Here is a 22,662-nt window from a genome sequence, read left to right on the forward strand (position 1 = left end):
TGCAGGCGGCGGATCAGCCTGATGCGGGCGGGAATCGCCATGGGGTTCAGAGGTTTTCGGTGCGCGTGAGGAACAGCGGACTGGTCCACGCCTGGTGGCCGTCGAATTGGCGGGCGCGAAGGTAGACGGCACTGTCGCGCGGCGGCACCGCGAGAGTAACGGCGCCGCGCACGCTGACCGGGAGCCCGGCCGGGTCGGCGAGGCGTTCGATCCGGAGCCGGAGATCGAGCCCGCCCATGGCGAGTTCCCGGTGGCCCGACCGGATCAGCTCGGCACCGGTCACCTCGAGCGTGCCGCGCCGATCGTCCTCGCGCACGGTCGTCTCCAGCTCGAAGCGGGCGGTGGCAAGCGCTCCGAGGGTCAGGACCACGCCGATATCCGCGCCGTAAGTTTTTGTGTGCCAAGTGACCTCGTCGCCGGTTGCAACGATCTGCTGTTCGGGATGCAGGGCCGCCCAGGGCTCGGCGGCCACGACGTCGGTGCCGGTGATCCGCATTCGTCCGGTCCAGCTCGCCCAGCGATACCGATCGCGATGGCGGGCCCCGCCCCAGCGCACGCGAACGAGCGTGTCCGACATGCCGGTTTCGGCGTGCAGGTCGCGCCGCCAGACCTCGCCGGTGGTGTCGAAGAGCCGTATCTCCTCCCACCCGGTGGTGCCGTACACGGCGTACTCGGCATCGAGTTCGGTTGCGGCGGAGACGATATCGTCACCCATCCACCGATCGCCGGAGCGCAGCAGGGCGACGGCGCGGGCGCCGGTGGTGGCCCAGGTGCGCCGGGCGCGCAGGGTCCGGCCGACCTCGGCGGCGGTCAGTTCGGGTGCGAGCACGCCGGTCAGGCCGCCGGCCGCCCCGAAGATATTGGCGCCGGGCGCACCGCTGCCGGGCCGTCCGCGGTGCTCGTCGCTGGCGGCGCTGGCGCCCAGGCGCAGCCCGCGGGCGAGGGCGTCCTCGAGGAACCAGGGGCTCGAGCCCCAGGTGGAGTGGACCTCGATCAGCCGCTCCAATTCCGGGTGATGCCAGTCGAGGACGGCGCGCCGACCGCCGACGTGCGGGATGAGCAAGTAGGAGTCGGGGTCCTTGTCGTAGGCCGCGTACAGCTCGGTGATGGGCCAGGTTTCGGGCACGGGCGTGGTGCTCGACATGTTCGCATGCCAGCTGAGCGAGCGGGCGAGAGTGGTGTCCTCGCCGAGGAATACGACATTGTGGTCGCCGCCGACGCCCGCGGTGCCGCACCATTCCACACCCGGATAGCAGACGAACCGGCCGTCCTCCCCGGCGCGGCGGCAGGCGGCGACCACCTCGTCCCAGGTTTCGTCGGTGATCTGGAAGTCGTTGGCGGTGTAGCCGAGCACATCCAAAGCGCCGATCTCGCGTCCGTAGGCGAGATTCCATGCGGTGTCCTGGGTTCCGACGGTGTCGTCGGAGTGCACGTGCAGGTCGGCGAAGAACGCGCGCGGTGCCGGCAGGTCGGCGATGGTATCGAGGTGGCAGCGCGCGGATGCGACTGCGCCGCCGTCGAATTCGGCCGTCACCAGGATCTCGTCGATGTCGCCGACCGGCGGCACGGTGAGGGTGGCGCGCGCCCAGCCCGTCGCAGGCGTGGTCGCGGTCGCGACGGTGCGGTCCGCGCGGGTGGCGCGCAGCCGGACGGGCAGGTCACGGCAGGCGTTGCCCCAGCGGTCCTGCAGATGCGCGTGCAGGTCGACCGCCCAGGCATCGGCGCGCACCAGCCGGGGGCCGTGCACGACCAGGCGTTCGGGCGGGCCGGGCACGATAGCGAGACGGCAGGCGCCGGCGTGTGCCATGCGGGAGGTGCCGAGCGGATCCACGAACAGATGGAAGGCGAAGGCATCCTCCACGAAGGTCTGCACCCGCGTACCTGGACCACCGAAACGCCGGTCTCCGAGCCGGATTTCGATCACATCACCGGGCCGCAGGTACCCGTCCACCACATGGACGAGGACGGATTTCTGGAAGGGGCGCTCGCCGCCCTTCACGTCGTAGCGCACGTCCAGGCGTTGTGCGGTGGCAGCGCTGTCCGGTGACGCGCCGCCGATCAGTGAGCGGTGTATCAGCCGCGCGCTGGCATAGTCGCGTCCGGCGGGGTCACCGACCTGGAGGTCCCAGTCCGAGTAGTACCGGAAGCAGAGCTTGAGCCATCCGCTGTCGGCGATCCCGGAGCTGCCGACGGTGTAGGTCAGCACCAGTTCCTCCGTCGCGCCCGCGGTCAGGGTGTGGGCCGAGCAGGTCAGCGTTCCCAGGAACGGCAGGGCCGTGATCTCGCCGGTAGTGCGCTCGCGCACAGCGGGATCCGAGCAATCGTTGACTCGCGGGCCGCCGTGCGGGCGCAGCGGCACCGGGGCCGTCGGGGAGAGTCGGAGATCGGGGTGCGTGGGCATGCCGATGATTCTGGGCCGCCCGAACTATCCAGTCCAAGGTATAAATATGATCGTATTCATCATCGAGAGTGATTGATCGGATGAACCTTCAGCAGTTGCGCTATGTGGTCGCCGTGGCCGAGCTCGGCAGTTTCACCAAGGCGGCCGCCGATCTGTTCGTCGTGCAGTCGGCGCTGAGCCAGCAGGTGCGCAAACTCGAGGACGAACTCGGGGTGCGGCTGTTCGCGCGCACCACCCGGTCGGTCGTCCCGACCCCGGAGGGGGAGGCGCTGCTCCCGCAGATCCGGCAGGTGCTCGCCGGAGTGGACCGGCTCCTCATCGACGCGCAAGCGCTGCACGGCGCCGTGCGCGGCCGGTTGACCGTGGGGCTGATGGAGGTGCCGCCGGAGCTGCTGGACGTCGCCGCGCTCATGGCGGCCTTCCATGCCCGCTATCCGGAAGTGAGCGTGACACTGCGCAGCGGCGGCAGCGACCTGCTGGTCGGTGCGGTGCGCGACCGGAAACTCGATGTCGCGATCGTGGGACTGGCCGTCGAATCGGCCATGGCGCACGTGGAATTCACCCCGCTGCTGAGCGAGCCGTTGGTCGCGGTGCTGCCGGTCGATCATCCGGCGTCGGCGGGCGCGTCGGTTTCCGTGCACGACCTGGCGGCCTGCCCGTTCATCGACTTCCCGCCCGGCTACGGCCTGCGCCACGAGACCGACCGCGGATTCACCAGTGTGACAAGGCATGTCGCGTTCGAGGTGACCCGAGTCGAGCAGGTGGCCCAGTTCGTCCGTCAGGGTCTGGGCGTGGCGTTGCTGCCGGAGTCCGTCGCCCGGTCGCACGCCGACCGGGACGCGAGCCTGGTGCTGCGGCAAGTATCCGACGCCGCACTGCGGCGGCAGGTCAACCTGGTGGCGCCCCGAGCCCCGGTCTCGGCCGCTTGCCAGGCGTTCGTCCGGTGCGTGAACGAATTCGTGCTCAGCGCCGTGCACTCGCGGTGATGCCCGGACACCAACCGGGCCAACTCCGCCTATCCGTGCTCCGAAACGGGTTCCTGGGCGGCCGCTTTCGAGTACTTTCGCAACATGTTCCAGTTTCGTCGGTGACTCGCGGCGAGACCTGTGCGGACAGAAGGGCTGGTCATGGCGGCGACGGACTACATCATCATCGGTTCCGGGAGCGCCGGGGCCATTATTGCCCGCAGGCTGGCCGATACCGGCGCCGCTGTCACGCTGCTCGAGGCGGGCGGTCGTGACAACAGCCGGCTGGTGCGCAAGCCCGGCATGATCGGCCCGATGCACAGCGTGCCGCAGCTGAAGAAGCGGATCGACTGGGGCCACTACACCGTCGAGCAGAAGCATGCCCTGGGCCGAACCATCCCGCAGACGCACGGCAGGGTGGTCGGCGGTTCGAGCTCGGTCAACGGCATGGTGTTCGTGCGCGGCAACCGGCGGAACTTCGACGACTGGGCCGGCGAGGGCAACAGCGGCTGGTCGTATGAGGACGTGCTGCCGAGCTTCAAGAAATTCGAGTCGTTCGAGGACGGCGCCAGCGAGTTCCGCGGTGGCGCAGGTCCGATCAAGGTGATCCGGGCGCGCGATCTGACGCCCGCGTCGGAGTCGTTCATGGAGGCGCTGGCCGAAACCACCGATCTGCCGCGCAACCCCGACTACAACGGCGCCGAGCAGGAAGGCGTCTCGATCTTCCAGCAGAGCAACAGCAACGGGTTGCGCTACAGCACCTCGGTCGGTTATCTCGACGATCGCCCGAAAAACCTCACCGTGCTGCCGAATACGCACGTGACGCGCATTGTGATCGAGAACGGCCGGGCGACCGGTGTGGAATACCGGACCGAGCAGGGCAATGAAGTACTGCGTGCCGAGCGTGAGATCATCGTCAGCGCAGGCACATTCGGCTCCCCGCAGCTGCTCATGCTCTCGGGCATCGGACCGGCCGACCATCTCCGCGCCTTCGGCATCGATGTCGTCGCCGACCTCCCGGTGGGCGACAACCTGCACGACCACCTGTTCGTGCCGATGACCTTCGCCATGCCGACCGCCGTGCGCCGTTCGTCCGCGGGCTATTTCGCCCGGGCGTTTCTGCGGGAGTCGTTGCGCAACAACAGCACCTGGCTGGCGCGCAGCGTGTTCGAAGTCGTCGCCTTCCTGCGTACCCCCCATGCGGCCGGGGCGCCCGATCTGCAACTGCACGTGCTGCCGTGGAGCTATCCCGGCCCCAATCAGGATGCCCCGATCCGCCACACCCCCGATCCGCGCCGGTCACTGACCGTCCTGGTGACGATGATCTACCCGCAGAGCCGGGGCACGCTGCGCCTGACCTCGGCCGACCCCACCGCGGCGCCCGCCATCGACCCCAACTATCTCGCCGAGCAGCGCGACGTGGACACGCTCGTGTACGGCATGGAGCTGACCCGAGAGGTCATGGCCGCGAAGTCGATCATCGGCGCGGTGGACACCGAGATCTCTCCGGGCCCGCAATACCCCGCCCGCCCCGAGCTGGCCGCCGAAGTCCCCAACCGCGCAACCACCGTCTACCACCCCGTCGGTACCTGCCGCATGGGTGTAGACGACCGCGCAGTCGTAGACCCGACGCTCCGGGTGCGCGGAGTAGACGGACTGCGCGTCGCCGACGCCTCGATCATGCCGAGCATCGTCGGCGGCAACACCAACGCGTCCACCATGATGATCGGCGAACACGCCGCCTCGATCATCCTGGCCTGAGCCCGTGTGGAATTCAGCGGATCTGTGTGGCTTGTGACCACACCACCTGCCACCGGCCGTCGAGGAATTCGTAGTTGTCGGTGTGGTTCCCTCTACTGTCGATGGCTACCCGGACAGTTTGCCGCTGACGGTCATCGCCGAGGCCGCGGGGACCTCGGGCGCTACCAGGGCAAAGTTCCGGAGGCATCGAAATAGCCTCCGGTGGCGCCGTTTTGGGGAACGCGGGCCATCCGTACGATGATCTCGGCACCCTCTTCGACGGTCTGGTTGCCTGCGTGGGCGTTGAGGTCGGTCGCGGTGTATCCGGGCTCCACCGCGTTGATCCGAATATCGGGGAATGCTTTCGCGTATTGCACGGTGATTCTGTTCAGTGCGGTTTTCGATGCGGGATAGGACAGTCCGGGATAGGCGTAGGTATGGGTGCCCGGGGTGGTGCCGCGTGCCATCGAGGCCAGGGAACTGCTGACATTGACGATGACCGGTGCGGTGGATTGCCGTAGTAGCGGCAGGAACGCGTGCACGACGCGCACGACACCGAAAACATTGGTGTCGAATACCGTTCGCATCATGTCGGCTGTGACCTCGGCCAGGTCGACCGCGCCATTGCCCTCGATATCGATGCCCGCGTTGTTGACCAGGACGTCGAGTCCGCCGTCCGCCTCGATGATCTTCGCGGCCGCGGCGACGGACGCGTCGTCGGTGACATCCAGCTGGACGGAGCGTGCCCCGATTTCCGCCGCGGCGAGCCGCCCACGTTCGGCGTCGCGGCTGCCGACATACACCGTGTGGCCCGCCGCGACGAGCCGACGGGCGGTTTCGAAACCCAGCCCCTTGTTGGCGCCGGTGATGAGTGTTGTTGTCATGTCCTCAGATTCGCGCCGCCCGGCGGCATCAGCCAGTCGCCTGATCTTCCTGGGACTGTCGATACCAGGCTGGGACGGTCGATTCCGCGCAATCCGCCGACGGTGAGCGGATCGGCGAACGGGCAGAATGAATCCCATGGCCACAGCGGAATTCGGAGTAGCGGTGCGGCGCTGGCGCGATCAGGTATCGCCCGACGCCGTAGGGCTGTCGGCGAATGGCGCGCGCCGTGCGCCGGGCCTGCGCCGTGAGGAACTGGCGCTGCTGGCCGGTATCTCCGTCGACTACGTCACCCGGCTCGAACAGGGCCGGGCATCCAACCCCTCGCCCCAGGTGGTCGAGGCGCTGGCGCGGGCCTTGCGCTTGTCGGCCGACGAGCGTGCGCATCTGTATCGGCTGGCCGGACTGGTACTGCCCGAGCCCGGAACCGTCCCGACCTCTATCCCGCCCGCGGTACAACGCATGCTGGATCGGCTGGTCGGCATCCCGGTCGCCGTCTTCGACGCGTCCTGGACACTGTTGCAAGCGAATCCGGCATGCGCGGCGCTGCTGGGCGATTCCACGACCTGGCGGGGCAACGAACGCAACCGGGTGTGGCGGCATTTCATCGGCCCCGGCTCCCTCGGCCGCTACGCACCGGACACCCTCGAATCCCTCGAAACCGCACTGGTATCCGACCTGCGCGCCGCCGAGGCCCGCTACCCCGCCGACCAGCGCCTGCGCCACCTCATCGCCGACCTGCGCACCCACAGCCCCCGCTTCGCCGCACGGTGGGAGTCCGGCGCCGTCGCCGGCTACGACATCACGGTCAAGACCATCGACCACCCGACAGCGGGCGCCCTGACCCTGGACTGCGCTGTCCTCACGGTGGCGGGCTGCGACCTGCGAATCATGATCGACACCGCCGAGCCCGGCAGCGCGGACGCCGAACGCCTTTCCCTGCTCACCGCCCTCGGAACCGCAACCGCCATCGGCTGATCATCCGGGCCGGACGGCGTCGGACTACATCACCCGAACTCGGCCTGACCGACAGTAATTACGTCATCCGACGCTCGCCGCGGCATTCCCGCGAAAGCTATCTTCCTCGACGCGGACGCTCGCGCCCGCGATTCACGGCTCGCGAAGAGGAAGGGGGTCCCACCGATGACAGCCACATCCCAGTACGCCGTCGCCGACGGCCCGGTGGCCGAGGTCGGCGCCACACCCGCACAGGTCTCGCCGGCCTGGCCGCTGCATCGATCGCCGGGTGACGACTACGTCATGGTCGGCGTCAGCCGACAGATGTGGCGGTGGGGGAGCGGAAACCAGAGTGGAAGCCGCGCAACGTGCTTCACCTCGAAAGGACAATGACATGGTCGACATTCGACACCCCCGGATGCGGCGCGCGGGCCGGGCGATCGCGGCGGTCACGGCGGCGGTCGCGGCCGGTAGCCTCGCCGTCGCCTGCACCGCGAGCACCACCACCCATGCCGGACCGACCGAGGACGCGCCGAAGCCGACCATCGTGCTGGTGCACGGCGCGTTCGCGGACGGATCGAGCTGGAACGATGTCATCGACCAACTCCGCAAGGACCACTATCCGGTTGTCGCGGCAGCCGATCCGCTGCGCGGGCCCGCCGCCGACGCCACCACCCTGCGGGGGCTGGTCAGCCACATCAACGGACCCGTCGTGCTGGTCGGGCACTCCTACGGCGGATCGGTCATCAGCGCCGCCGCGGCAGGCAGCGATCAGGTCAAGGCCCTGGTGTACGTGGCGGCGTTCCTGCCCGCACCCGGCGAGACCGCGCTGGAGCTGACCAACAAGTTCCCCGGGTCCACCCTGCCCGGCACGCTCGACCCGGTCCCGTTCACCAATCCCGACGGCAGCAGCGGCACCGACCTGTACATCCAGCAGGCCAAGTTCCACGACCAGTTCGCCGCCGACGTCCCCGCCGACCGCGCCGCCCTGGCCGCCGCCGCCCAGCGCCCGATCCTGCAGGCCGCGCTCGAGGAGAAGGCCACCGTCGCCGCCTGGACCGACAAGCCCAGCTGGGACGTGATCACCACCCAGGACCTCAACATCCCCGTTGCGGCACAACGGTTCATGGCCGAGCGGGCGCACGCACAGGTCACCGAGATCGCGGCCTCGCACTCGGTGGCCGTCTCGCACCCCGAGCGGGTGGCCGAGGTGATCGAGCGGGCCGCCAAGCATTCCGCCCACTGACAATCGCGAAAGACGTTCGAGGAGAACACGAATCATGGATATGAAACTGGAAGTCGTCGTCCTGCCCGTCGCCGACGTCGACCGCGCCAAGGTCTTCTACACCGAGGGCCTCGGCTTCCGTCTCGACGCCGATTTCCCCGTGGACGACGGTTATCGCGTCGTGCAGGTCACCCCGCCCGGCTCGGAGTGCTCGATCATCTTCGGCACCGGCGTCACCGCGGCCGCGCCCGGATCCCTGCGGGGTCTGCATCTGATCGTCACCGATATCGAGAAGGCCGTCGCGGAGTTGACCGGACGCGGGATCGCCGTGGACGGACCGTTCCGCGATGCCACCGGCGTGTTCCACCACGCCGGAACCGAAAGCCGGGTCCCCGGAGCGGATCCGCAGCGCCGCAGTTACGGATCGTTCGCCGCGTTCACCGATCCGGACGGCAACGACTGGTTCCTGCAGGAAATCACGCAGCGCGCACCCGGCCGCTGACTCGGCCATCGAAGGGAACCTCATGTCCGACAAGGAAGTTCGTACCTACGACGTCGTGGTCGTCGGGGCCGGGCCGGTCGGTGAGAATGTCGCCGACCGCACCCGCGCCGCCGGGTTGAGCACCGTGATCGTCGAATCCGAACTGGTGGGCGGCGAATGCTCGTACTGGGCATGCGAACCCAGCAAGGCGCTGCTGCGCCCCGCGCTGCTCTACCGCGAGGCCGCCCGCTTCCCCGGTGTCGGGGAGGCGGTCACCGGACCCCTCGACGCGGCCGCGGTGCTGAAGCATCGCGACCGGATGGTGGCCGACTGGGACGACCGGGACCAGCTCGACTGGCTCGCCTCGGTCGATGTCGAACTCATCCGTGGCCACGGCCGGCTCGCGGGACCCCGGCGGGTGACGGTCGAGACGCCGGAGGGCGAGACCGTGCGGCTCGCCGCCCGGTATGCGGTGGCCGTGTGCACCGGCACGTCGGCCGCTCTGCCGCCACTGCCCGGCCTGGATGCCGTGCGGCCGTGGACGAGTCGCGAAGCCACCAGCGCCCGGGCGGTACCGGACCGGCTCGCGATTCTGGGAGCCGGAGTCGTCGCCACCGAGATGGCCGCCGCCTGGCAGGCATTGGGCGCGCGGGTCACCCTCATCGCCCGCGAATCCCGGCTGCTGGGCCGTGTCGAAGCCTTCGCCGCGGACCTGGTCGCCGAGCAGCTCCAGGACGCCGGAGTGGACCTGCGGTTCGGTACCACCATCACCGCCGCCGAGCGCGCGGGCGGACCCGACGACAGCATCCACCTCACCCTCGCCGACGGCACCCGGCTGGTCGCCGATGAACTCTTGCTCGCGACCGGACGCGCACCCCGGACCGACGACCTCGGCCTCGACACGATCGGCCTGACACCCGGCCAGTGGCTCACCACCGACGACGCCTTCACCGTGACCGCGGTCGACGGGGAGTGGCTGTACGCGGTCGGGGACGTGAATCACCGTGCGCTGCTGACCCATCAGGGCAAGTACCAGGCCCGCATCGCCGGGACGGTCATCGCCGCCCGCGCACGCGGGCTGGCACTGGACACCGGACGCTGGGGCCGCCACGCGGGAACCGCCGACCTCGAAGCGGTGCCGCAGGTCGTGTTCACCGACCCGGAGATCGCGGCGGTGGGTCTCACCACCGACGACGCCGCGCGCGCCGGGCGCGACGTGGACGTCGTCGACTACGACATCGGCCGGGTCGCCGGGGCGATCCAGCACGATCCCGGCTATCGGGGCCGGGCCCGAGTCCTGATCGACCCGGACCGCCGGGTCATCGTGGGCGCGACCTTCGCCGGACCGGGCGTCGCCGAACTGTTGCACTCGGCCACCATCGCCATCGCCGGCGAGGTCCCCCTCGACCGCCTCTGGCATGCGGTGCCGTCCTTCCCCACCATCAGTGAAGTCTGGCTCCGGCTGCTGGAAACCTATCGCGACCAACAGCATTCGCCGACCGCAGGAGAAACCAGATGATCACCTACGATCGGCTCTACGTCGGCGGTTCGTGGACCGAACCCAGCGAACCGGCACTGCTGGAGATCCTCTCGCCGCACGATCGATCGGTCATCGGCTGGGCGGCGCAGGCGCAACCCGCCGATGTGGACCGCGCGGTGGCGGCGGCGCACGCGGCCTTCGAGGGTCGCGTCTGGCGTGACACCCCGCCCGCCGAGCGAATCGCGGCGCTGCGACGGTTCAACAAGCTGCGCGAGGAGCAGGCCGACCGGATCGCCGCGCTCATCACCGACGAAAACGGTTCCGCCGCATGGTTCACCAAGGCCGGCCAGGCCGGTCTGACCCGGCAGGCGAATGCCTACCTCGCGGCCGCCGAGAATCTCGACTGGGAGCACACGCTCACCCCGTCGGACCCGGATATCGGTGTGCGCAGCGTGGCCCGGCGCGAACCGGTCGGCGTGGTGGCGGCGGTGATCCCGTGGAATTCGCCTTTCTCCTCGGCGACGTCGAAGATCCTGCCCGCCCTGCTCGCCGGAAATTCGGTGGTGTTGAAGGTGTCTCCGGAGAATTCGCTGAGCATGGGTCTGCTGGCCGAGCTGGTGGATCGAATCGGCCTGCCGGAGGGCGTGATCAGCGTGCTGCCCGCGGATCGGGAAACGAGCGAGTACCTGATCTCCCATCCGCGCGTGGACAAGATCGCGTTCACCGGCTCGACCGGGGCCGGTCGCCGGATCGCGTCCATCGCTGGCACCCAGCTCAAACGGGTGAGTCTCGAACTGGGCGGCAAATCGCCGGCGGTGATCCTGCCCGATGCGGATCTGACGGCGGTGATGAACGGCTTGAAATTCGGCTCGCTCTTGAACAATGGAGAGTCCTGTATCGCCCAGACGCGGATCCTCGCCCCGCGCTCCCGCTACGAGGAGGTGGTCGCGGCGCTGGCGGCGCTGGTCGAGTCCTTGCCGGTCGGTGATCCGCGCGACCCGGAAACCTTCATCGGGCCCATGGTGCGCGGCGATCAGCAACAGCGGGTCCGCGATTACATCGAGGCCGGTATTGCCGAAGGCGCGCGCCTGGTGTGTGGCGGTCCGCAGGTCCCGCCCGGACTGCGGGACGGCTTCTATGTCACCCCAACTGTTTTCGCCGACGTCACCCCGGACATGCGCATCGCCCGTGCGGAAATCTTCGGCCCGGTCCTGGTCGTGCTCGCCTACGACGACATCGACGACGCGGTGCGCATCGCCAACGACTCCGACTACGGACTCTCCGGTGGCGTCTGGTCGGCGGACGAGGCCGCCGCGCTGGCCGTTGCCCGCCGCATCCGGACCGGCACGGTCACCATCAACGGTGCGCCGATCGGATTCGACGGCCCCTTCGGCGGATTCAAGACCAGCGGCATCGGCCGCGAGTACGGCGCGGTCGGTTTGGGTCAGTACACCGAGTATCAGACGATCACCGTCTGACACCCTGGTAAGGCGGTGCGTGCGATCGAGTCCGGCGAGACCGGACAGCGAACCGCCGGGCCCAGCGGCAGCTGCCGGGCCCGGCGGTGCACGGGTTGTTCAGAGGTGGTCGGCGTCGATGATCGCCTGCGCGAACGGATGTGGCGCCTCCTGCGGGACGTTGTGCCCGATGCCGTCGAGGACGCGGTGCTCATGTTTACCGGTGTACTTGGCGGCGTAGGGCTTTCCGTCCTTGGCCGCTCCGTCGAAGTCGCTGCCGATGGTGATCGCGGGCACGGTGATGGCCGGTCCGGTGGCGAGCTGCTGTTCGTAGGCGTCGTATTGCGGCTCGCCCGGGGCCAGGCTCAAGCGCCACCGATAGTTGGTGATGACGATGTCGACATGGTCGGGATTGTCGAAGGCGGCCGCGGTGCGGTCGTAGGTCGCGTCGTCGAAATTCCATACCGGGGACGCGCGCTTCCAGATCAGTTTGTTGAAGTCGTGCCGATGGCGGGTGTAGCCGAGGCGGCCGCGTTCGGTGGCGAAGTAGTACTGGTACCACCAGCCGAGTTCGGCCTCCGGCGGCAGCGGCTGCTGCTGTGCCGCCTGCTGCGTGACGATGTACCCGCTCACCGCGACCATCGCCTTGACCCGCTGCGGCCACAGCGCGGCGATGATGTCGACCGTGCGTGCGCCCCAATCGAATCCACCGAGCACGGCCTGGTCGATGTGCAGCGCGTCCATGAAGTCGACGATGTCGCGCGCGATCGCCGACTGCTGGCCGTTGCGGACGGTCTGCGCGGACAAGAAGGTGGTCGGTCCGTAGCCGCGCAGGAACGGGATGAGGACCCGGTACCCGGCCGCCGCCAGCAGCGGCCCGACATCGGCGTAGCTGTAGGCGTCGTAGGGCCAGCCGTGCAAGAGGATCACGGGCTGCCCGGTGCTGGGCCCGAATTCCGCGTAGCCGACACTGAGGACACCGGCGTCGATCTGCTTGATCGGTCCCAGTGTCGTATTCGCGCCCGAGCCCTTCCGCAGATCCGTACCGACCGGAGTCGTGGTCGCCGGCGCGGTCGCGGAATCCGTGGCGCAGGCGCTCAGCGAGGCCGCGGCCAGGCTTGCCGCGCCCGCTGCGAGCGCACCACCGAAAAATCGTCTGCTGATATTCATGTCACCAGACGCTAGGTAGCGCGAGGTCGCCGTCGCGAGCGTCGAATGACGTAATCGGTGTCGGATGAGCGACTGCGACCGGCCTATCGCGGCATTTCGTCCCCGGTCGGCAGTAGCGCCGCGAGGTCACCGCGCGAACTGATCCCGAGCTTCGGGAAGATGCGATGCAGGTGCGTGCTGACGGTCCGGTGCGACAGGTACAGCCGCTGCCCGATCTCCCGATTCGTCAGCCCCTGCGCCGCCAGCTGCGCGATGCTCAGCTCGTGCGGGGTGAGCCGCTCGCGGGCATCCGGATCGCGGTTCGGGCTCGATTCGCCCGCACTGCGCAGTTCCAGGCGGGCCCGCTCGCTCCACGCCGTGAAGCCCAGCGCATCGAAAGTCTCTCGGGCCGTGCGCAAATGGGTGCGGGACTCCACCACCCGGCGCTGCCGCCGCAGCCACTCGCCATAGGCGAGATGCAGGCGGCCGCGTTCGGCGGGCCACCCGGTGAGATCCGCCTCCAGCGCGGCGGTGAACAGCTTGCCGGCCGAGTCACCGGCGAGCACCGCTCGGGCATACCGCATTCCGATGTGCAGGGCGGGCGACGACGTGGACTCCGCCACCGGTTCCAGGCCACGCAACAGTTCCGCCGCCGCGTCGGTCTGCCCGGCGCGGACCGCGGCCTCGGCGAGTTCGGTGAGGAAGCACGCGCGCAGCGCCGGCGAATACGACGGGTCGCGCGGATCGTGGAGGCGGGCCAGATCGGTGAACGCGTCGTCGAATCGGCCCTCACCGAGCGCGATCAGCCCCCGGGTGAGCTGCACGGTGGCCAGCACGGGCCGCGCACCGGCGGCCAGTCCGGTCCGTTCGGCGTCCGCCGTGAGCTCGGCGGCCTGCAAGTAATCGCCACGCAGAGCCGCGATTTCGGCCTGTACCGCGATGACCACCGCATGCATGAACGGCGCCGCGGTCTCGCGGGCGAAGGCCGCGGCCTCGGCCGCGATGGGCGCGGCGGCGGCGAGGTCACCGAGCCGGGCCAGGCTCCAGGCCTGGATCGCGAGGGCCCGGGTCAGCAGCCCCAGCCGTCCGGCGGAACGGAATCCGGGTGCGGCGGCGCCGGCGAACTGCGCCGCGAGGTCGAAGGCGCCGACCTGGTATGCCGCGCTGCTGAGAAAGTGATCGACCTCCGGATCGCGGCCCGTGGTCGCGGCCAGCGCCCGCAGGTGGCGCAGCACCTGTTCGCCGCGTTCGAACGGGGCCACGATCGAGTCGATCGCCAGCTTGCGCGGGTCACCGTCGGGAATGCCGAAGGTGTCGGCGACCGCGAGGACCGCGCGCCGGGTCTCGGGCCCGGGTTCGGACCAGAAGCACCGCATGGCCGCACCCCACAGGATCCGCAGCGCGGGATCCGGATACCCGTCGGCGGCGACGGAGGCCGCGAGCGCGGCCAGTTCGCCGATGCGCGAAGGACTTTCGCGCATGCCGTCCTCGAATCCGCTCAGCAGCCACTTCGCGGTGGCCTCCTGTGCGGGGGTGAGGGGGAGGGTGCGCGCGGCGTCGACCAGTCGGTCGGCCGTGTCGCGGTGACCGGAGTCGACGGCCAGTTCGGCCGCACGCAACAGGCGATCCGCGCGCCGGCCCGGGGTGGCGCTGAGCGCGGCGGCCCGCTCCAGCGCCGCGACCGCACCGCCGCGGTGCCGGGACCGTTCGGCGACATCCTCGAGCGCCGCGGCCACCTCCTCGTCGGCTCCGGCGGTACCCGCCGCCCGATGCCACACCTGGCGATCCGGAGACGCGGTGAGCAGGTCGGCGAGCGCCAGATGCGCGCGGCGGCGCTCCTCGGCCGTGGCGGCCGCCACGAGGGCCGAGCGGACCAGTGGATGGCGGAAAGTCACTGTGCCGGAACCGATATCGATCAACCGGGCCGCCACGGCGGGGGCGAGAATGTCGGCCCCGACCTCGGACCCCAGGAGAATCGCTGCGGCAGCGAGTGTTTCGGCGACCGAATCGCCGTCGTCGAGCGCCGCGACCAGCAATGCCGACCGGGTGCGCTCGGGCAACGCAGCACTGCGCGCCGAGAACGCTCGTTCGAGGCGTTCGGTCAGCGGGAGGGTCGGCACCGGTTCGGCGAGATCCCCGACGGCCGTGGGCAGTTCGCTCAGGGCGAGCGGATTGCCGTGCGCCTCGGCGAGCACCCGGCGGCGGACCTGGGCGGACAGCTCCGGTGCGGTGCTGTCGAGCACGGCGTTCGCGTCCGCATCGGACAGCGGGCCGAGCCGCATGGCGGTCAGCTCGGCCTCGCGCAGCGGCGAGTTCGTGCCGTCGCGCACGGTAGCGACCAGGGCGACGGGCTCGGAGTCGATGCGGCGTGCGACGAAGGCGAGGACCTCGGCGCTGGCGGGATCGAGCCAGTGCACGTCCTCGGCGACGACCAGCAGCGGCTGTTCGGCCGCCAGATCGGCCAGCAGTGTCAGGGCGGCGAGCCCCACCAGGTGGGGGCTGGGCTCGCCGACGGCATCCGACATGCCCAGGGCGGTTGTCAGCGACTCGAACTGGCGCGCCGGCAGGGCATCGAACGCGCGGCGCAGCGGGTACAGCAGCCGCTGCAGCCCGGCGTAGTCGAGGCCGTGTTCGGCTTCCGCACCCGCGGTCCGAAGCACCCGCAGCCCCGTGGCGGCCGCGATGGCGACCGTCTCCTCGACGAGCGATGACTTGCCGATTCCGGGTTCCCCTTCGATCAGGATGCCGCTCCGGTCGCCGGGGCCGTCCACGAGTGCGGCCAGGGCTTTCAGCTCGGTGTCTCGTCCGACCATCGGCATGGGTGGTGCTCTCCTCCCGGACCCGTGACGACGTACGGGACCGGTCGCGACCCTACCGAAACAGGATTACGTCACCCCAGCGTCAACTGACTGATTCGGCGGCATGCCCGTGGCGGCGAAGGTTCTTCCATGGCTACGGTACGTTTTCATCTCCTGTCCACACTGACTCCCGCCGAGGTCGTGCGGGTGCTCACCGACTTCGGCCCCACCCGCACCGAGGCGTGGCCGAGCATCGACGCCGAGCATTTCGTCGTCCACGACCGCGGCGAGACCTGGGCCGAGGTCACCGAAGGCACCGCCGCCGCCTGGGAACGCGCCCGCTACCAGTGGGATCCGGACGGCGACACCGTCACCATCACCACCCTGGACTCCAAGCTCTTCGGCGCGGGCGGCGGCTGGGTCTTCCGCGCCACGCCGGAAGCGGGCGGCACCCGGGTCGATGTCGAACTGACCCGGACTCCGCAGGCCTTCAAGGGCAAGCTGCTGGCGGCACTGCTGCCCCTGGTCGGACCGTCCTCGCTGCGCAAGTCCTTCGCCGGCCCGCTGCAGGCAGCGTGATGTCCGCGCCGCACTCGATCCGAGGCACCGGACGGCTCGCGCCGGGCGTCCACACCGTCGATTCCGACGGCATTCTCCAGCGGTATCACGTCTACGGGAGTGGGCCTGTCTGCATCGCTCACCCCGGCGGCCCCGGGATCTTCTGGGAGTACCTGCGCATGCCCGCGCTCGAGGAACACCTGACCATGGTGTACGTCGAGGCGCTCGGCACCGGCTCATCCGGCCGCCTCCCCACCCATCCGCACGGCTACACCCGCGAGCGGTACAGCCTTGCACTGCAACGGCTGATCGACCACCTGGACGTGCCCGAGGTATATCTGCTCGGGCACTCGCACGGGGCGTTCGTCGCCGCGTACCACGCACTGCACCGGCCGGACGGGGTCGCGGGTGTCGTCCTGTACGAGGGCGCACCGGTCACCGGGCCCGAACACGGGGCCGAGGCCGGACGCCGCCTCCAGGAGTTCGCCGCCGCGCACGCGGACCGGCCCGAACTGGGTGAGGTGCTCGCGGCCTTCGAAGCGATGCAGGCCATTTCGAGCGACGACCAGACCCTCGCGGTCGCGCGCGGCATCCTGCCGTCCTATTTCGCCGACTACTGGGCCGGCGAACAACGGTGGGCCGCCTTCCGGAAAGGGCTGCGGGCCACCTACATCTCGGGACTGGACGCGGACCTGACTCCCGATCTCGTCGACGACCGCGCCGATCTGCCGAACCTGACCATCCCCGCCCTGGTCATCGTGGGCCGCCACGACGTCATCTGCGGACCGCGCTGGGGACTGGAACTGCACGAACTGATCCCCAATTCACGACTGGCCGTCCTGGAGCACAGCGGGCACATGGGGCATCTGGAAGAACCCCAGCGCTTCGACCACGCGGTCCGGGAATTCGTCTTCTCACCCAAGGAGTGATCGACATGTCTCCGTTTCGTGCGTTCCGCTCGGGCGAGCAAGTCAGTGCGGCAACGGTTTTCGCTGGTCCGGCGGCGCTCTGGAGCTGGGCCGAGCTCGCGGTACTGCACGGGCGGGGACCCACCGCACGGGATCTCATCGGCTAGCGATCCCACCGCCTTTCCTGCCTCACCCCGATCGAATGGAAGAGTTTCCATGAACACCACTGCGGTACAGCCTGTTTCGATGTCCGGGCGCTCGTCGCTGATCCGCCTGTCCCTGGTCCGCGGCCTCCTGGCCATTGCATGGGCCCTGGCCTTCGCCGCGGCCCACGACCCCCTGAACGCCGTCGCGCTCACCCTGCTGATCGCCTACCCCCTCATCGACGCGGTGTCCTCCGCCATCGACTGGCTCGCGGTACCGGAGGGCTCCGAACGCCGCGTGACCGCCCTCAACGGCACCCTGAGCACCGTGGCCGCCATCGCCCTGGGCATCGCCGGAACCGCCGGCGGCGTGGCCGCCGTCCTGGCCGTATTCGGTATCTGGGCAACGATATCCGGTGCGGCTCAAATCGCGGTCGGCCTCTACCGGCGCGGTCCCACCCTGGGCAAACAATGGCCCACCCTCATCTCCGGCGGCCTGTCCTTCCTGGTCGGCGCCGTCTACGTCGCCCAGGCCACCGCCCCCTCCCCATCCCTGAATGTCTTATCCGTCTACGCCACCGGCGGCGGCATCTTCTTCATAGCCCAAGCCGCACTACTGGTCTGGAAGTCGCGCTCCCAGGGAATGACCGGACAGGTATAGGCGATGTCATCGGTGCACCTCTGCGATCTGCGGCTGATACGACACTGACGGCTGATTGCCAGCGGGGGAACGCATCCTGGACGCCGTCGGCGGGCGAACGGGAACAGAAGGTGGCACAGGGTGATTCGGATCAGGCTGCTGGGGGCGGTGGAGGTGATCTCCGGCGATGGGGTGGTTGCCGGGGTGCGCGGGACGCGGCTGTCGGCGCTGCTGGCCATGCTGGCGCTCGAGGCCGGGAATGTGGTCCCGGTATCGAGGCTGATCGATGCGGTGTGGGGTGAGCAGCTGCCTGTTTCACCCGAGAATTCGCTGCAAAGCTTGGTGAAACGGCTGCGGGCGATCACCGGGCAGGATGCCGTGGTGTGGGTGGAACCGGGATACCTGCTGGCGGTCGAACCCGAAGCGGTGGACGCGATTCGGTTCGCGCGATTGCTCGACGCCGGGCGCGATGCGCTGTCGGAGGGCAGGCCGGACGATGCCGTGGGGGCGTTGGAACGGGCGCTGGGACTCTGCCGCGGACCGGCGCTCGGCGATGCCGTCGAGACCGCGGCGCTGCGCGTCGCGGCCGAGGTGCTCGCCGAACGGCGGTTGACGGCGATCGAGTCACACGCCGATGCCTTCCTCGCGCTCGGACGGGCCGCGGAGGTCGTGCGCGGGCTGGCCGCCGAGTCGGCCGCGCACCCGTTCCGGGAGTCGCTGGCGGCTCGCCTGGTGACGGCGCTGGCCGCCGCCGGTCGCACATCCGATGCGCTGCAGGAGTTCCGCCGCATCGAGCGGTTGCTGCGCACCGAACGCGGGGTCGAACCGTCGCCGGTGCTGCGCCGCGCGGTCGCGGACCTCGATCTGCCACCCGAACCGCCCCGCGTCCCCCGCGACGTGCCGGCGTCGCCTCGACGGCTCACCAGTTTCGTCGGACGCGTCACGGAGGTCCCCGAGATCGCCGGGATGCTCGAGCGACACCGGCTGGTGACGCTGGTCGGCCCCGGCGGTATCGGCAAGACCAGGCTGGCCACCGAACTGGTACTCGCACGTCCCGAACAATGGCCGGACGGAGTCGCATTCGCCGAACTGTCGGCGGTCACGCCGGAACGCCCGGGCGCCAGAGTCCGGAATGCGGTTGCGGCAGCGGTTTTCGCCGCCGTCGCACCGGGCGTGATCACCGATGAGCCCGGCCAGGACTGGATCGATCTGCTGGTCCGTATGCTGGGGCAGCGGCGGATGCTGCTCATTCTGGACAATTGCGAGCACCTGATCGCCGCGGCGGCCGATCTGGTGGTGAGTCTGCTGGATCGGCTTCCGCTGCTGACTGTTCTCGCGACCAGCCGTCAGCTGCTGGCGGTGGATTGTGAACAGTTGTACCCGCTGCGGGCCCTGCCGGTACCCGCGGCGGATGTGACGGTCGAGGAGGCCGCCGCCAGCACCGCCGTCCGGCTGTTCATGGATCGTGCTGTCGCGGTCCGGCCGGATTTCCACCTGTCCGAGGACAATTGCCGTGCGGTCGCGGCCGTCATCCGCAGACTCGACGGGGTGCCGCTGGCGCTCGAGCTCGCCGCCGCCCGCCTGCACGGCCTGTCACCGCGGGCGCTCGCCGACCGGCTCGACGATCGTTTCGCCCTGCTGGCCAACGGATCCCGTGGGGCGGCGCCTCGGCATCGCTCGCTGCGGGCAATGGTCGCCTGGAGCTGGGGGCTGCTGCCCGCCGCCGATGCCGAGTTGGCCCGCCGCGTTTCGGTTTTCGTCGGCGGCGCGACCTTGGAGGCTGTCGTGGGGGTGTGCGGAACAGACTTCGACGATGCCGAGGCCGTCGCGGATCGGCTGGCCGGATTGGTCGCGATGTCATTGGTGGAATTCGACGGCCGCCGCTATCGGATGCTCGACACCATTCGCGCCTACGCGGCGGAGGAACTGGCCCGGGTGGGTGAGACCGAGCGGTGGGAACGCGCGCATGCCGCGTGGTACGTCGACTTCAGCGAGGTCGGCGCGCGGGAATTGCGTGGGCCTGCCCAGCACGAATGGCTGCACCGATTCGCCGCCGAACACGGCAACTGTGAAGCGGCTCTGGGCTGGGCGGTGCGGCATCGGGCACCGGAATTCGCGGTCCGGCTGTTCGGTGATCTGGCCTTGTACTGGTTGCTGCGCGGGCAGCGAGCCCAGGTGTCGGCCTGGCGATCCGAGGTGCTCGGCGTCGCAGGCGCGCGGATACCGCCCGGCTGCACGGGATCGTTTCTGATGTGCCGGTACGCCGAGGAATTCCCGGAACCGACAGTGACTGTCGTATCGGAGTCGATTGCCGACGCCTCCGTCGAGTTCGAACAACTGATCCGGGTGTCGATGGCCGAACCACGCGGTGTGCATCCGTTCTTCGTGCTGATCCTGGCCTTGCGGGAGCATCACCGCGGCCATCCGAGTCTGCTCGACCGCTGCGCGATCGACGAGGATGCCGGACTACGCGGCCATGCGCTGATACTGCGGGCGTTCGAGGATGTCGACGCCAAGCCGATCGCGCACATCTTCACCGATCTCGAAGCGGCCGTGGACTGCTTGACCGAATCCGGTGATCCGCGCACGCTGAGCACGGCGCTGCTCACACTGGCGCAAATGCGTGCCATCTGGCATGGAGTCGGCTGCGCCGCACCGTTGATCAGCCGTGCGACGGAACTGCTGACCGCCGAACTCAGTGCCGATGTCCTGTACCGGACATTGGCCGCCGCCGCGAACCTGCATCTTGCCGATGGCGATGTCGCGGGCGCCGCCGGCTATCTCGCCCGCGCCGAGCGCATCGACCCCGCGGAGCTGACCGACCGCCTGGGACACAGCCGATGCCTTGTCCAGGCCCACCTGGCATGGCGGGAAGGGCGGACCGACCGCGCACTCGAGCTCTTCGGGCCGGTTTTCGCGGCCACACCGCTGATCACCGACCACCGCAACGTCATGCGAATGTATTCGCCGGTCTACTGGCGTGTCACGTACGCGAACGTATTGCTCGAGGCGGGCCGGACAGAGTTCGCCGCGCACCATCTGCGGATCTGTCGCGAGTATGCGGTCTCCGTGACCCCGTTGATGCTGTTGGACGTGGCGTTCGGGCATGCGCTGGCGGCTCTCGCCTCGGGCCTGCCCGAACTGGCCGCGCGGATCACCGGCATCCTGCGACGGGAGTACCAGCGCGAGGGCCGCACGGTGCTCGGACCGGACGGCGAGCGCGCGGTGGCCCTGGCCCGGAACATGCTCGGCGACACGGCATTCGAGAGGATTTCGGGCGAAGGGGACGCCACCGCGTTGGAGGCGCTGCTCATAGAGGCCGAACACGCCGCGCTCGCCATTGCGGACGCTACGCGATGAGCCCCCGGTTACCCCGGCCCCAGGTCGCGGTCATCACGACCGCGCGGATCCGCCAGTCGCCCGCCGCGGGTCAGGTCGAAGCGATAGGTTCCGCCCAATGTCCATGTCGGCGCGCCGAATCGATCGGCGAGGACGTGCGTGGCCTGGAAGTAGGCGGTGCAGACGGCGGTGTCGCCGTCCACGGTCACCAGATGGTTGGTGATCACGTGCTGGGTCGCATCGAACTTGCCTAGCACCTGCGACCACGCGGCGCCGATCTGTGTGGGTGTCAGCGTCACCGGCTCGCCGCCGTTGAGACTGGTGTAGTCCAGGACGGCCTCCTGGGTGAAGACCTCGCCCAGCCGGTCCCAGTCCCGGTGATCGGCGAGCCAGGCCATGAGGGAGCAGGTCGCGATGATGTCGAGCCGATCCTGCACAGCATTCATGATGTCGAGTTCTCCTGTCGTGGTGGATGATTCGTCTCAGACGAGGTGGCGGTCGAGCCAGCGCAGGGCGTGGCCGACGGCCTCGGAGACGTAAGGGTCCTGGTCGTAGAGTTCGATGTGATTGCTGGTCTCGATCCAGACCAGTTCCTTCACCCCGAGGGCGGCATCGTGGACCTGGCGGGCATATTCCGGCAGCAGTGCGGTATCCCCGGTGCCATGGATGATCTGCAGCGGGGTGGGCGCGACCAGCGGGGCGTGCACGATCGAGTTGTAGATGAAATACGGTTCGAGCGAATCCGCGGTCAGCATGCGGGGCCAATTGGGTGCTTCGGTCCTGCTGGTGCGGTCGTAGTAGCCGTACGCCTCCGGGTTCGGCATGACCGCCACCGGAATCTGCTCGGTCAGCTCCTCGGCAATGGTTGGTATGTAAGCGATTTCGCCGGTCTCGTACTGGTGCTGGACCAGATCGTTGACCCGCCGGAAGTAGGCCGCGAAGCCTTCGATGCCGAGGCCCTGCTGAAAGGTCCCGCCGATGTTGTACCCGCCGGCGATGCTCACCACGGCCCTCAGCCGCTTGTCCCGGGCCCCGACGGAGACGGCATAGCCGCCGCCCATGCAGACACCCACGGCCGCAATCCGTTCCGGATCCACATCCGGCCGCGTGAGTAGATAGCTGATGGCGTTCGCATAGTCGGCGATGACCAGATTGGGGTCGTAGCGATGGCGTGGTTCCCCTTCGCTCTCACCGAAATTGCGGGGATCGAAGGTCAGCACCGCGTATCCGGCGTCGCTGAACCGCTCGGCGTAATGCGGCAGTGTCTGTTCCTTGACGCTGCTGATCGGCCCGCACATCACCACACCCGGCGTGCGCTCGCCGGGTGCGGCGGCCGGCGGCCGGTACAGGTGGCCGGCCAGGGTCGCGGTCCCACTGGCGAATCGGACCGGCTCACGCCGGGCGGGATCGGCCTGCAGGAATCGCTGTGCCGTGGTCATCGAGGTTCCCTAAGTTTGTAGGTGTCTGGGGTTGGTGCCCTGGATGCCCAGGGCGGTGGGGTGTAGCTGATCGGGTTTTGCCTGTTGTCGAGGCTCGAAA

At 69.2% G+C, this 22,662-nt stretch carries 19 protein-coding genes; 13 read left to right on the plus strand and 6 right to left on the minus strand.

Going from position 1 to position 22,662, the window contains the following annotated elements; genetic code table 11:
• Positions 1-46 precede the first annotated feature (46 nt).
• Positions 47-2,401, minus strand: coding sequence for a hypothetical protein (locus ACWEQQ_RS26775; protein ID WP_452350151.1), 2,355 nt, complete (start codon positions 2,399-2,401; stop codon positions 47-49).
• Positions 2,402-2,481: 80 nt separating this feature from the next.
• Between ACWEQQ_RS26775 and ACWEQQ_RS26780 the strand changes: the two genes are divergently transcribed.
• Positions 2,482-3,387, plus strand: a complete 906-nt coding sequence (locus ACWEQQ_RS26780) for a LysR family transcriptional regulator (protein ID WP_452350152.1) — start codon at positions 2,482-2,484, stop codon at positions 3,385-3,387.
• A 141-nt stretch (positions 3,388-3,528) separates the two neighbouring features.
• Positions 3,529-5,127, plus strand: a complete 1,599-nt coding sequence (locus ACWEQQ_RS26785; protein WP_452350153.1) for a GMC family oxidoreductase — start codon at positions 3,529-3,531, stop codon at positions 5,125-5,127.
• Positions 5,128-5,288: 161 nt separating this feature from the next.
• On the opposite strand, the gene ACWEQQ_RS26790 is transcribed toward ACWEQQ_RS26785, so the two are convergent.
• The gene (locus ACWEQQ_RS26790) at positions 5,289-5,990 is read right to left on the minus strand and encodes an SDR family NAD(P)-dependent oxidoreductase (protein WP_452350154.1); all 702 of its coding nucleotides are present in this window, start codon (positions 5,988-5,990) and stop codon (positions 5,289-5,291) included.
• Positions 5,991-6,126: 136 nt separating this feature from the next.
• Between ACWEQQ_RS26790 and ACWEQQ_RS26795 the strand changes: the two genes are divergently transcribed.
• The 6 genes from ACWEQQ_RS26795 to ACWEQQ_RS26820 all read left to right on the plus strand — a co-directional run bounded on the left by ACWEQQ_RS26795 (position 6,127) and on the right by ACWEQQ_RS26820 (position 11,609).
• Entirely contained in the window at positions 6,127-6,966 is an 840-nt protein-coding gene (locus ACWEQQ_RS26795) for a helix-turn-helix domain-containing protein (RefSeq protein ID WP_452350155.1), read from the plus strand.
• 165 nt (positions 6,967-7,131) lie between these two features.
• Entirely contained in the window at positions 7,132-7,338 is a 207-nt protein-coding gene (locus tag ACWEQQ_RS26800; RefSeq protein ID WP_452350156.1) for a hypothetical protein, read from the plus strand.
• A 1-nt stretch (position 7,339) separates the two neighbouring features.
• Complete coding sequence (locus ACWEQQ_RS26805; protein WP_452350157.1) at positions 7,340-8,191, plus strand: alpha/beta fold hydrolase; 852 nt, start codon at positions 7,340-7,342, stop codon at positions 8,189-8,191.
• Positions 8,192-8,225: 34 nt separating this feature from the next.
• Positions 8,226-8,672 carry a VOC family protein gene (locus ACWEQQ_RS26810; protein WP_452350158.1) on the plus strand — a complete coding sequence of 149 codons (447 nt, stop codon included), beginning with the start codon at positions 8,226-8,228 and terminating at the stop codon, positions 8,670-8,672.
• A 22-nt stretch (positions 8,673-8,694) separates the two neighbouring features.
• Positions 8,695-10,170, plus strand: coding sequence for a dihydrolipoyl dehydrogenase family protein (locus ACWEQQ_RS26815; RefSeq protein ID WP_452350159.1), 1,476 nt, complete (start codon positions 8,695-8,697; stop codon positions 10,168-10,170).
• The gene (locus ACWEQQ_RS26820; RefSeq protein ID WP_452350160.1) at positions 10,167-11,609 is read left to right on the plus strand and encodes an aldehyde dehydrogenase; all 1,443 of its coding nucleotides are present in this window, start codon (positions 10,167-10,169) and stop codon (positions 11,607-11,609) included. Before ACWEQQ_RS26815 ends, ACWEQQ_RS26820 begins: the two co-directional genes overlap by 4 nt.
• A 99-nt stretch (positions 11,610-11,708) precedes the next feature.
• Here the strand turns inward: ACWEQQ_RS26820 and ACWEQQ_RS26825 are convergent, their stop codons facing one another.
• On the minus strand, positions 11,709-12,758 hold the full coding sequence (locus tag ACWEQQ_RS26825; protein ID WP_452350161.1) for an alpha/beta fold hydrolase: 1,050 nt from the start codon (positions 12,756-12,758) through the stop codon (positions 11,709-11,711).
• An 83-nt stretch (positions 12,759-12,841) separates the two neighbouring features.
• Positions 12,842-15,556, minus strand: a complete 2,715-nt coding sequence (locus ACWEQQ_RS26830; protein ID WP_452350162.1) for an ATP-binding protein — start codon at positions 15,554-15,556, stop codon at positions 12,842-12,844.
• 129 nt (positions 15,557-15,685) lie between these two features.
• Here ACWEQQ_RS26830 and ACWEQQ_RS26835 point away from each other — a divergent pair, with 129 nt between their 5' ends.
• The 5 genes from ACWEQQ_RS26835 to ACWEQQ_RS26855 all read left to right on the plus strand — a co-directional run bounded on the left by ACWEQQ_RS26835 (position 15,686) and on the right by ACWEQQ_RS26855 (position 21,144).
• Entirely contained in the window at positions 15,686-16,114 is a 429-nt protein-coding gene (locus tag ACWEQQ_RS26835; RefSeq protein ID WP_452350163.1) for a hypothetical protein, read from the plus strand.
• The gene (locus ACWEQQ_RS26840; protein WP_452350164.1) at positions 16,114-17,022 is read left to right on the plus strand and encodes an alpha/beta fold hydrolase; all 909 of its coding nucleotides are present in this window, start codon (positions 16,114-16,116) and stop codon (positions 17,020-17,022) included. The genes ACWEQQ_RS26835 and ACWEQQ_RS26840 overlap by 1 nt, the downstream gene beginning before the upstream one ends.
• 5 nt (positions 17,023-17,027) lie before the next feature.
• Entirely contained in the window at positions 17,028-17,168 is a 141-nt protein-coding gene (locus ACWEQQ_RS26845; protein ID WP_452350165.1) for a hypothetical protein, read from the plus strand.
• 49 nt (positions 17,169-17,217) lie between these two features.
• On the plus strand, positions 17,218-17,805 hold the full coding sequence (locus ACWEQQ_RS26850) for a DUF308 domain-containing protein (RefSeq protein ID WP_452350166.1): 588 nt from the start codon (positions 17,218-17,220) through the stop codon (positions 17,803-17,805).
• Between the two features lie 120 nt (positions 17,806-17,925).
• Positions 17,926-21,144: a BTAD domain-containing putative transcriptional regulator gene (locus ACWEQQ_RS26855; RefSeq protein ID WP_452350167.1), complete on the plus strand. Its 3,219-nt coding sequence runs from the start codon at positions 17,926-17,928 to the stop codon at positions 21,142-21,144.
• An 8-nt stretch (positions 21,145-21,152) separates the two neighbouring features.
• On the opposite strand, the gene ACWEQQ_RS26860 is transcribed toward ACWEQQ_RS26855, so the two are convergent.
• The gene (locus ACWEQQ_RS26860) at positions 21,153-21,569 is read right to left on the minus strand and encodes a nuclear transport factor 2 family protein (RefSeq protein WP_452350168.1); all 417 of its coding nucleotides are present in this window, start codon (positions 21,567-21,569) and stop codon (positions 21,153-21,155) included.
• Positions 21,570-21,605: 36 nt separating this feature from the next.
• A complete protein-coding gene (locus ACWEQQ_RS26865; protein ID WP_452350169.1) occupies positions 21,606-22,562 on the minus strand; it encodes an alpha/beta hydrolase in 957 nt (318 codons plus the stop codon).
• Positions 22,563-22,662 lie beyond the last annotated feature (100 nt).

The sequence above is a fragment of the Nocardia sp. NPDC004123 genome, assembly GCF_053603795.1.

What these genes read in the sequence shown, in the direction of transcription:
- ACWEQQ_RS26775 (WP_452350151.1), bottom strand. Translation starts at nt 2,401, where the DNA reads ATGCCCACGCACCCCGATCTCCGACTCTCCCCGACGGCCCCGGTGCCG.
- ACWEQQ_RS26780 (WP_452350152.1), top strand. Translation starts at nt 2,482, where the DNA reads ATGAACCTTCAGCAGTTGCGCTATGTGGTCGCCGTGGCCGAGCTCGGC.
- ACWEQQ_RS26785 (WP_452350153.1), top strand. Translation starts at nt 3,529, where the DNA reads ATGGCGGCGACGGACTACATCATCATCGGTTCCGGGAGCGCCGGGGCC.
- ACWEQQ_RS26790 (WP_452350154.1), bottom strand. Translation starts at nt 5,990, where the DNA reads ATGACAACAACACTCATCACCGGCGCCAACAAGGGGCTGGGTTTCGAA.
- ACWEQQ_RS26795 (WP_452350155.1), top strand. Translation starts at nt 6,127, where the DNA reads ATGGCCACAGCGGAATTCGGAGTAGCGGTGCGGCGCTGGCGCGATCAG.
- ACWEQQ_RS26800 (WP_452350156.1), top strand. Translation starts at nt 7,132, where the DNA reads ATGACAGCCACATCCCAGTACGCCGTCGCCGACGGCCCGGTGGCCGAG.
- ACWEQQ_RS26805 (WP_452350157.1), top strand. Translation starts at nt 7,340, where the DNA reads ATGGTCGACATTCGACACCCCCGGATGCGGCGCGCGGGCCGGGCGATC.
- ACWEQQ_RS26810 (WP_452350158.1), top strand. Translation starts at nt 8,226, where the DNA reads ATGGATATGAAACTGGAAGTCGTCGTCCTGCCCGTCGCCGACGTCGAC.
- ACWEQQ_RS26815 (WP_452350159.1), top strand. Translation starts at nt 8,695, where the DNA reads ATGTCCGACAAGGAAGTTCGTACCTACGACGTCGTGGTCGTCGGGGCC.
- ACWEQQ_RS26820 (WP_452350160.1), top strand. Translation starts at nt 10,167, where the DNA reads ATGATCACCTACGATCGGCTCTACGTCGGCGGTTCGTGGACCGAACCC.
- ACWEQQ_RS26825 (WP_452350161.1), bottom strand. Translation starts at nt 12,758, where the DNA reads ATGAATATCAGCAGACGATTTTTCGGTGGTGCGCTCGCAGCGGGCGCG.
- ACWEQQ_RS26830 (WP_452350162.1), bottom strand. Translation starts at nt 15,556, where the DNA reads ATGCCGATGGTCGGACGAGACACCGAGCTGAAAGCCCTGGCCGCACTC.
- ACWEQQ_RS26835 (WP_452350163.1), top strand. Translation starts at nt 15,686, where the DNA reads ATGGCTACGGTACGTTTTCATCTCCTGTCCACACTGACTCCCGCCGAG.
- ACWEQQ_RS26840 (WP_452350164.1), top strand. Translation starts at nt 16,114, where the DNA reads ATGTCCGCGCCGCACTCGATCCGAGGCACCGGACGGCTCGCGCCGGGC.
- ACWEQQ_RS26845 (WP_452350165.1), top strand. Translation starts at nt 17,028, where the DNA reads ATGTCTCCGTTTCGTGCGTTCCGCTCGGGCGAGCAAGTCAGTGCGGCA.
- ACWEQQ_RS26850 (WP_452350166.1), top strand. Translation starts at nt 17,218, where the DNA reads ATGAACACCACTGCGGTACAGCCTGTTTCGATGTCCGGGCGCTCGTCG.
- ACWEQQ_RS26860 (WP_452350168.1), bottom strand. Translation starts at nt 21,569, where the DNA reads ATGAATGCTGTGCAGGATCGGCTCGACATCATCGCGACCTGCTCCCTC.
- ACWEQQ_RS26865 (WP_452350169.1), bottom strand. Translation starts at nt 22,562, where the DNA reads ATGACCACGGCACAGCGATTCCTGCAGGCCGATCCCGCCCGGCGTGAG.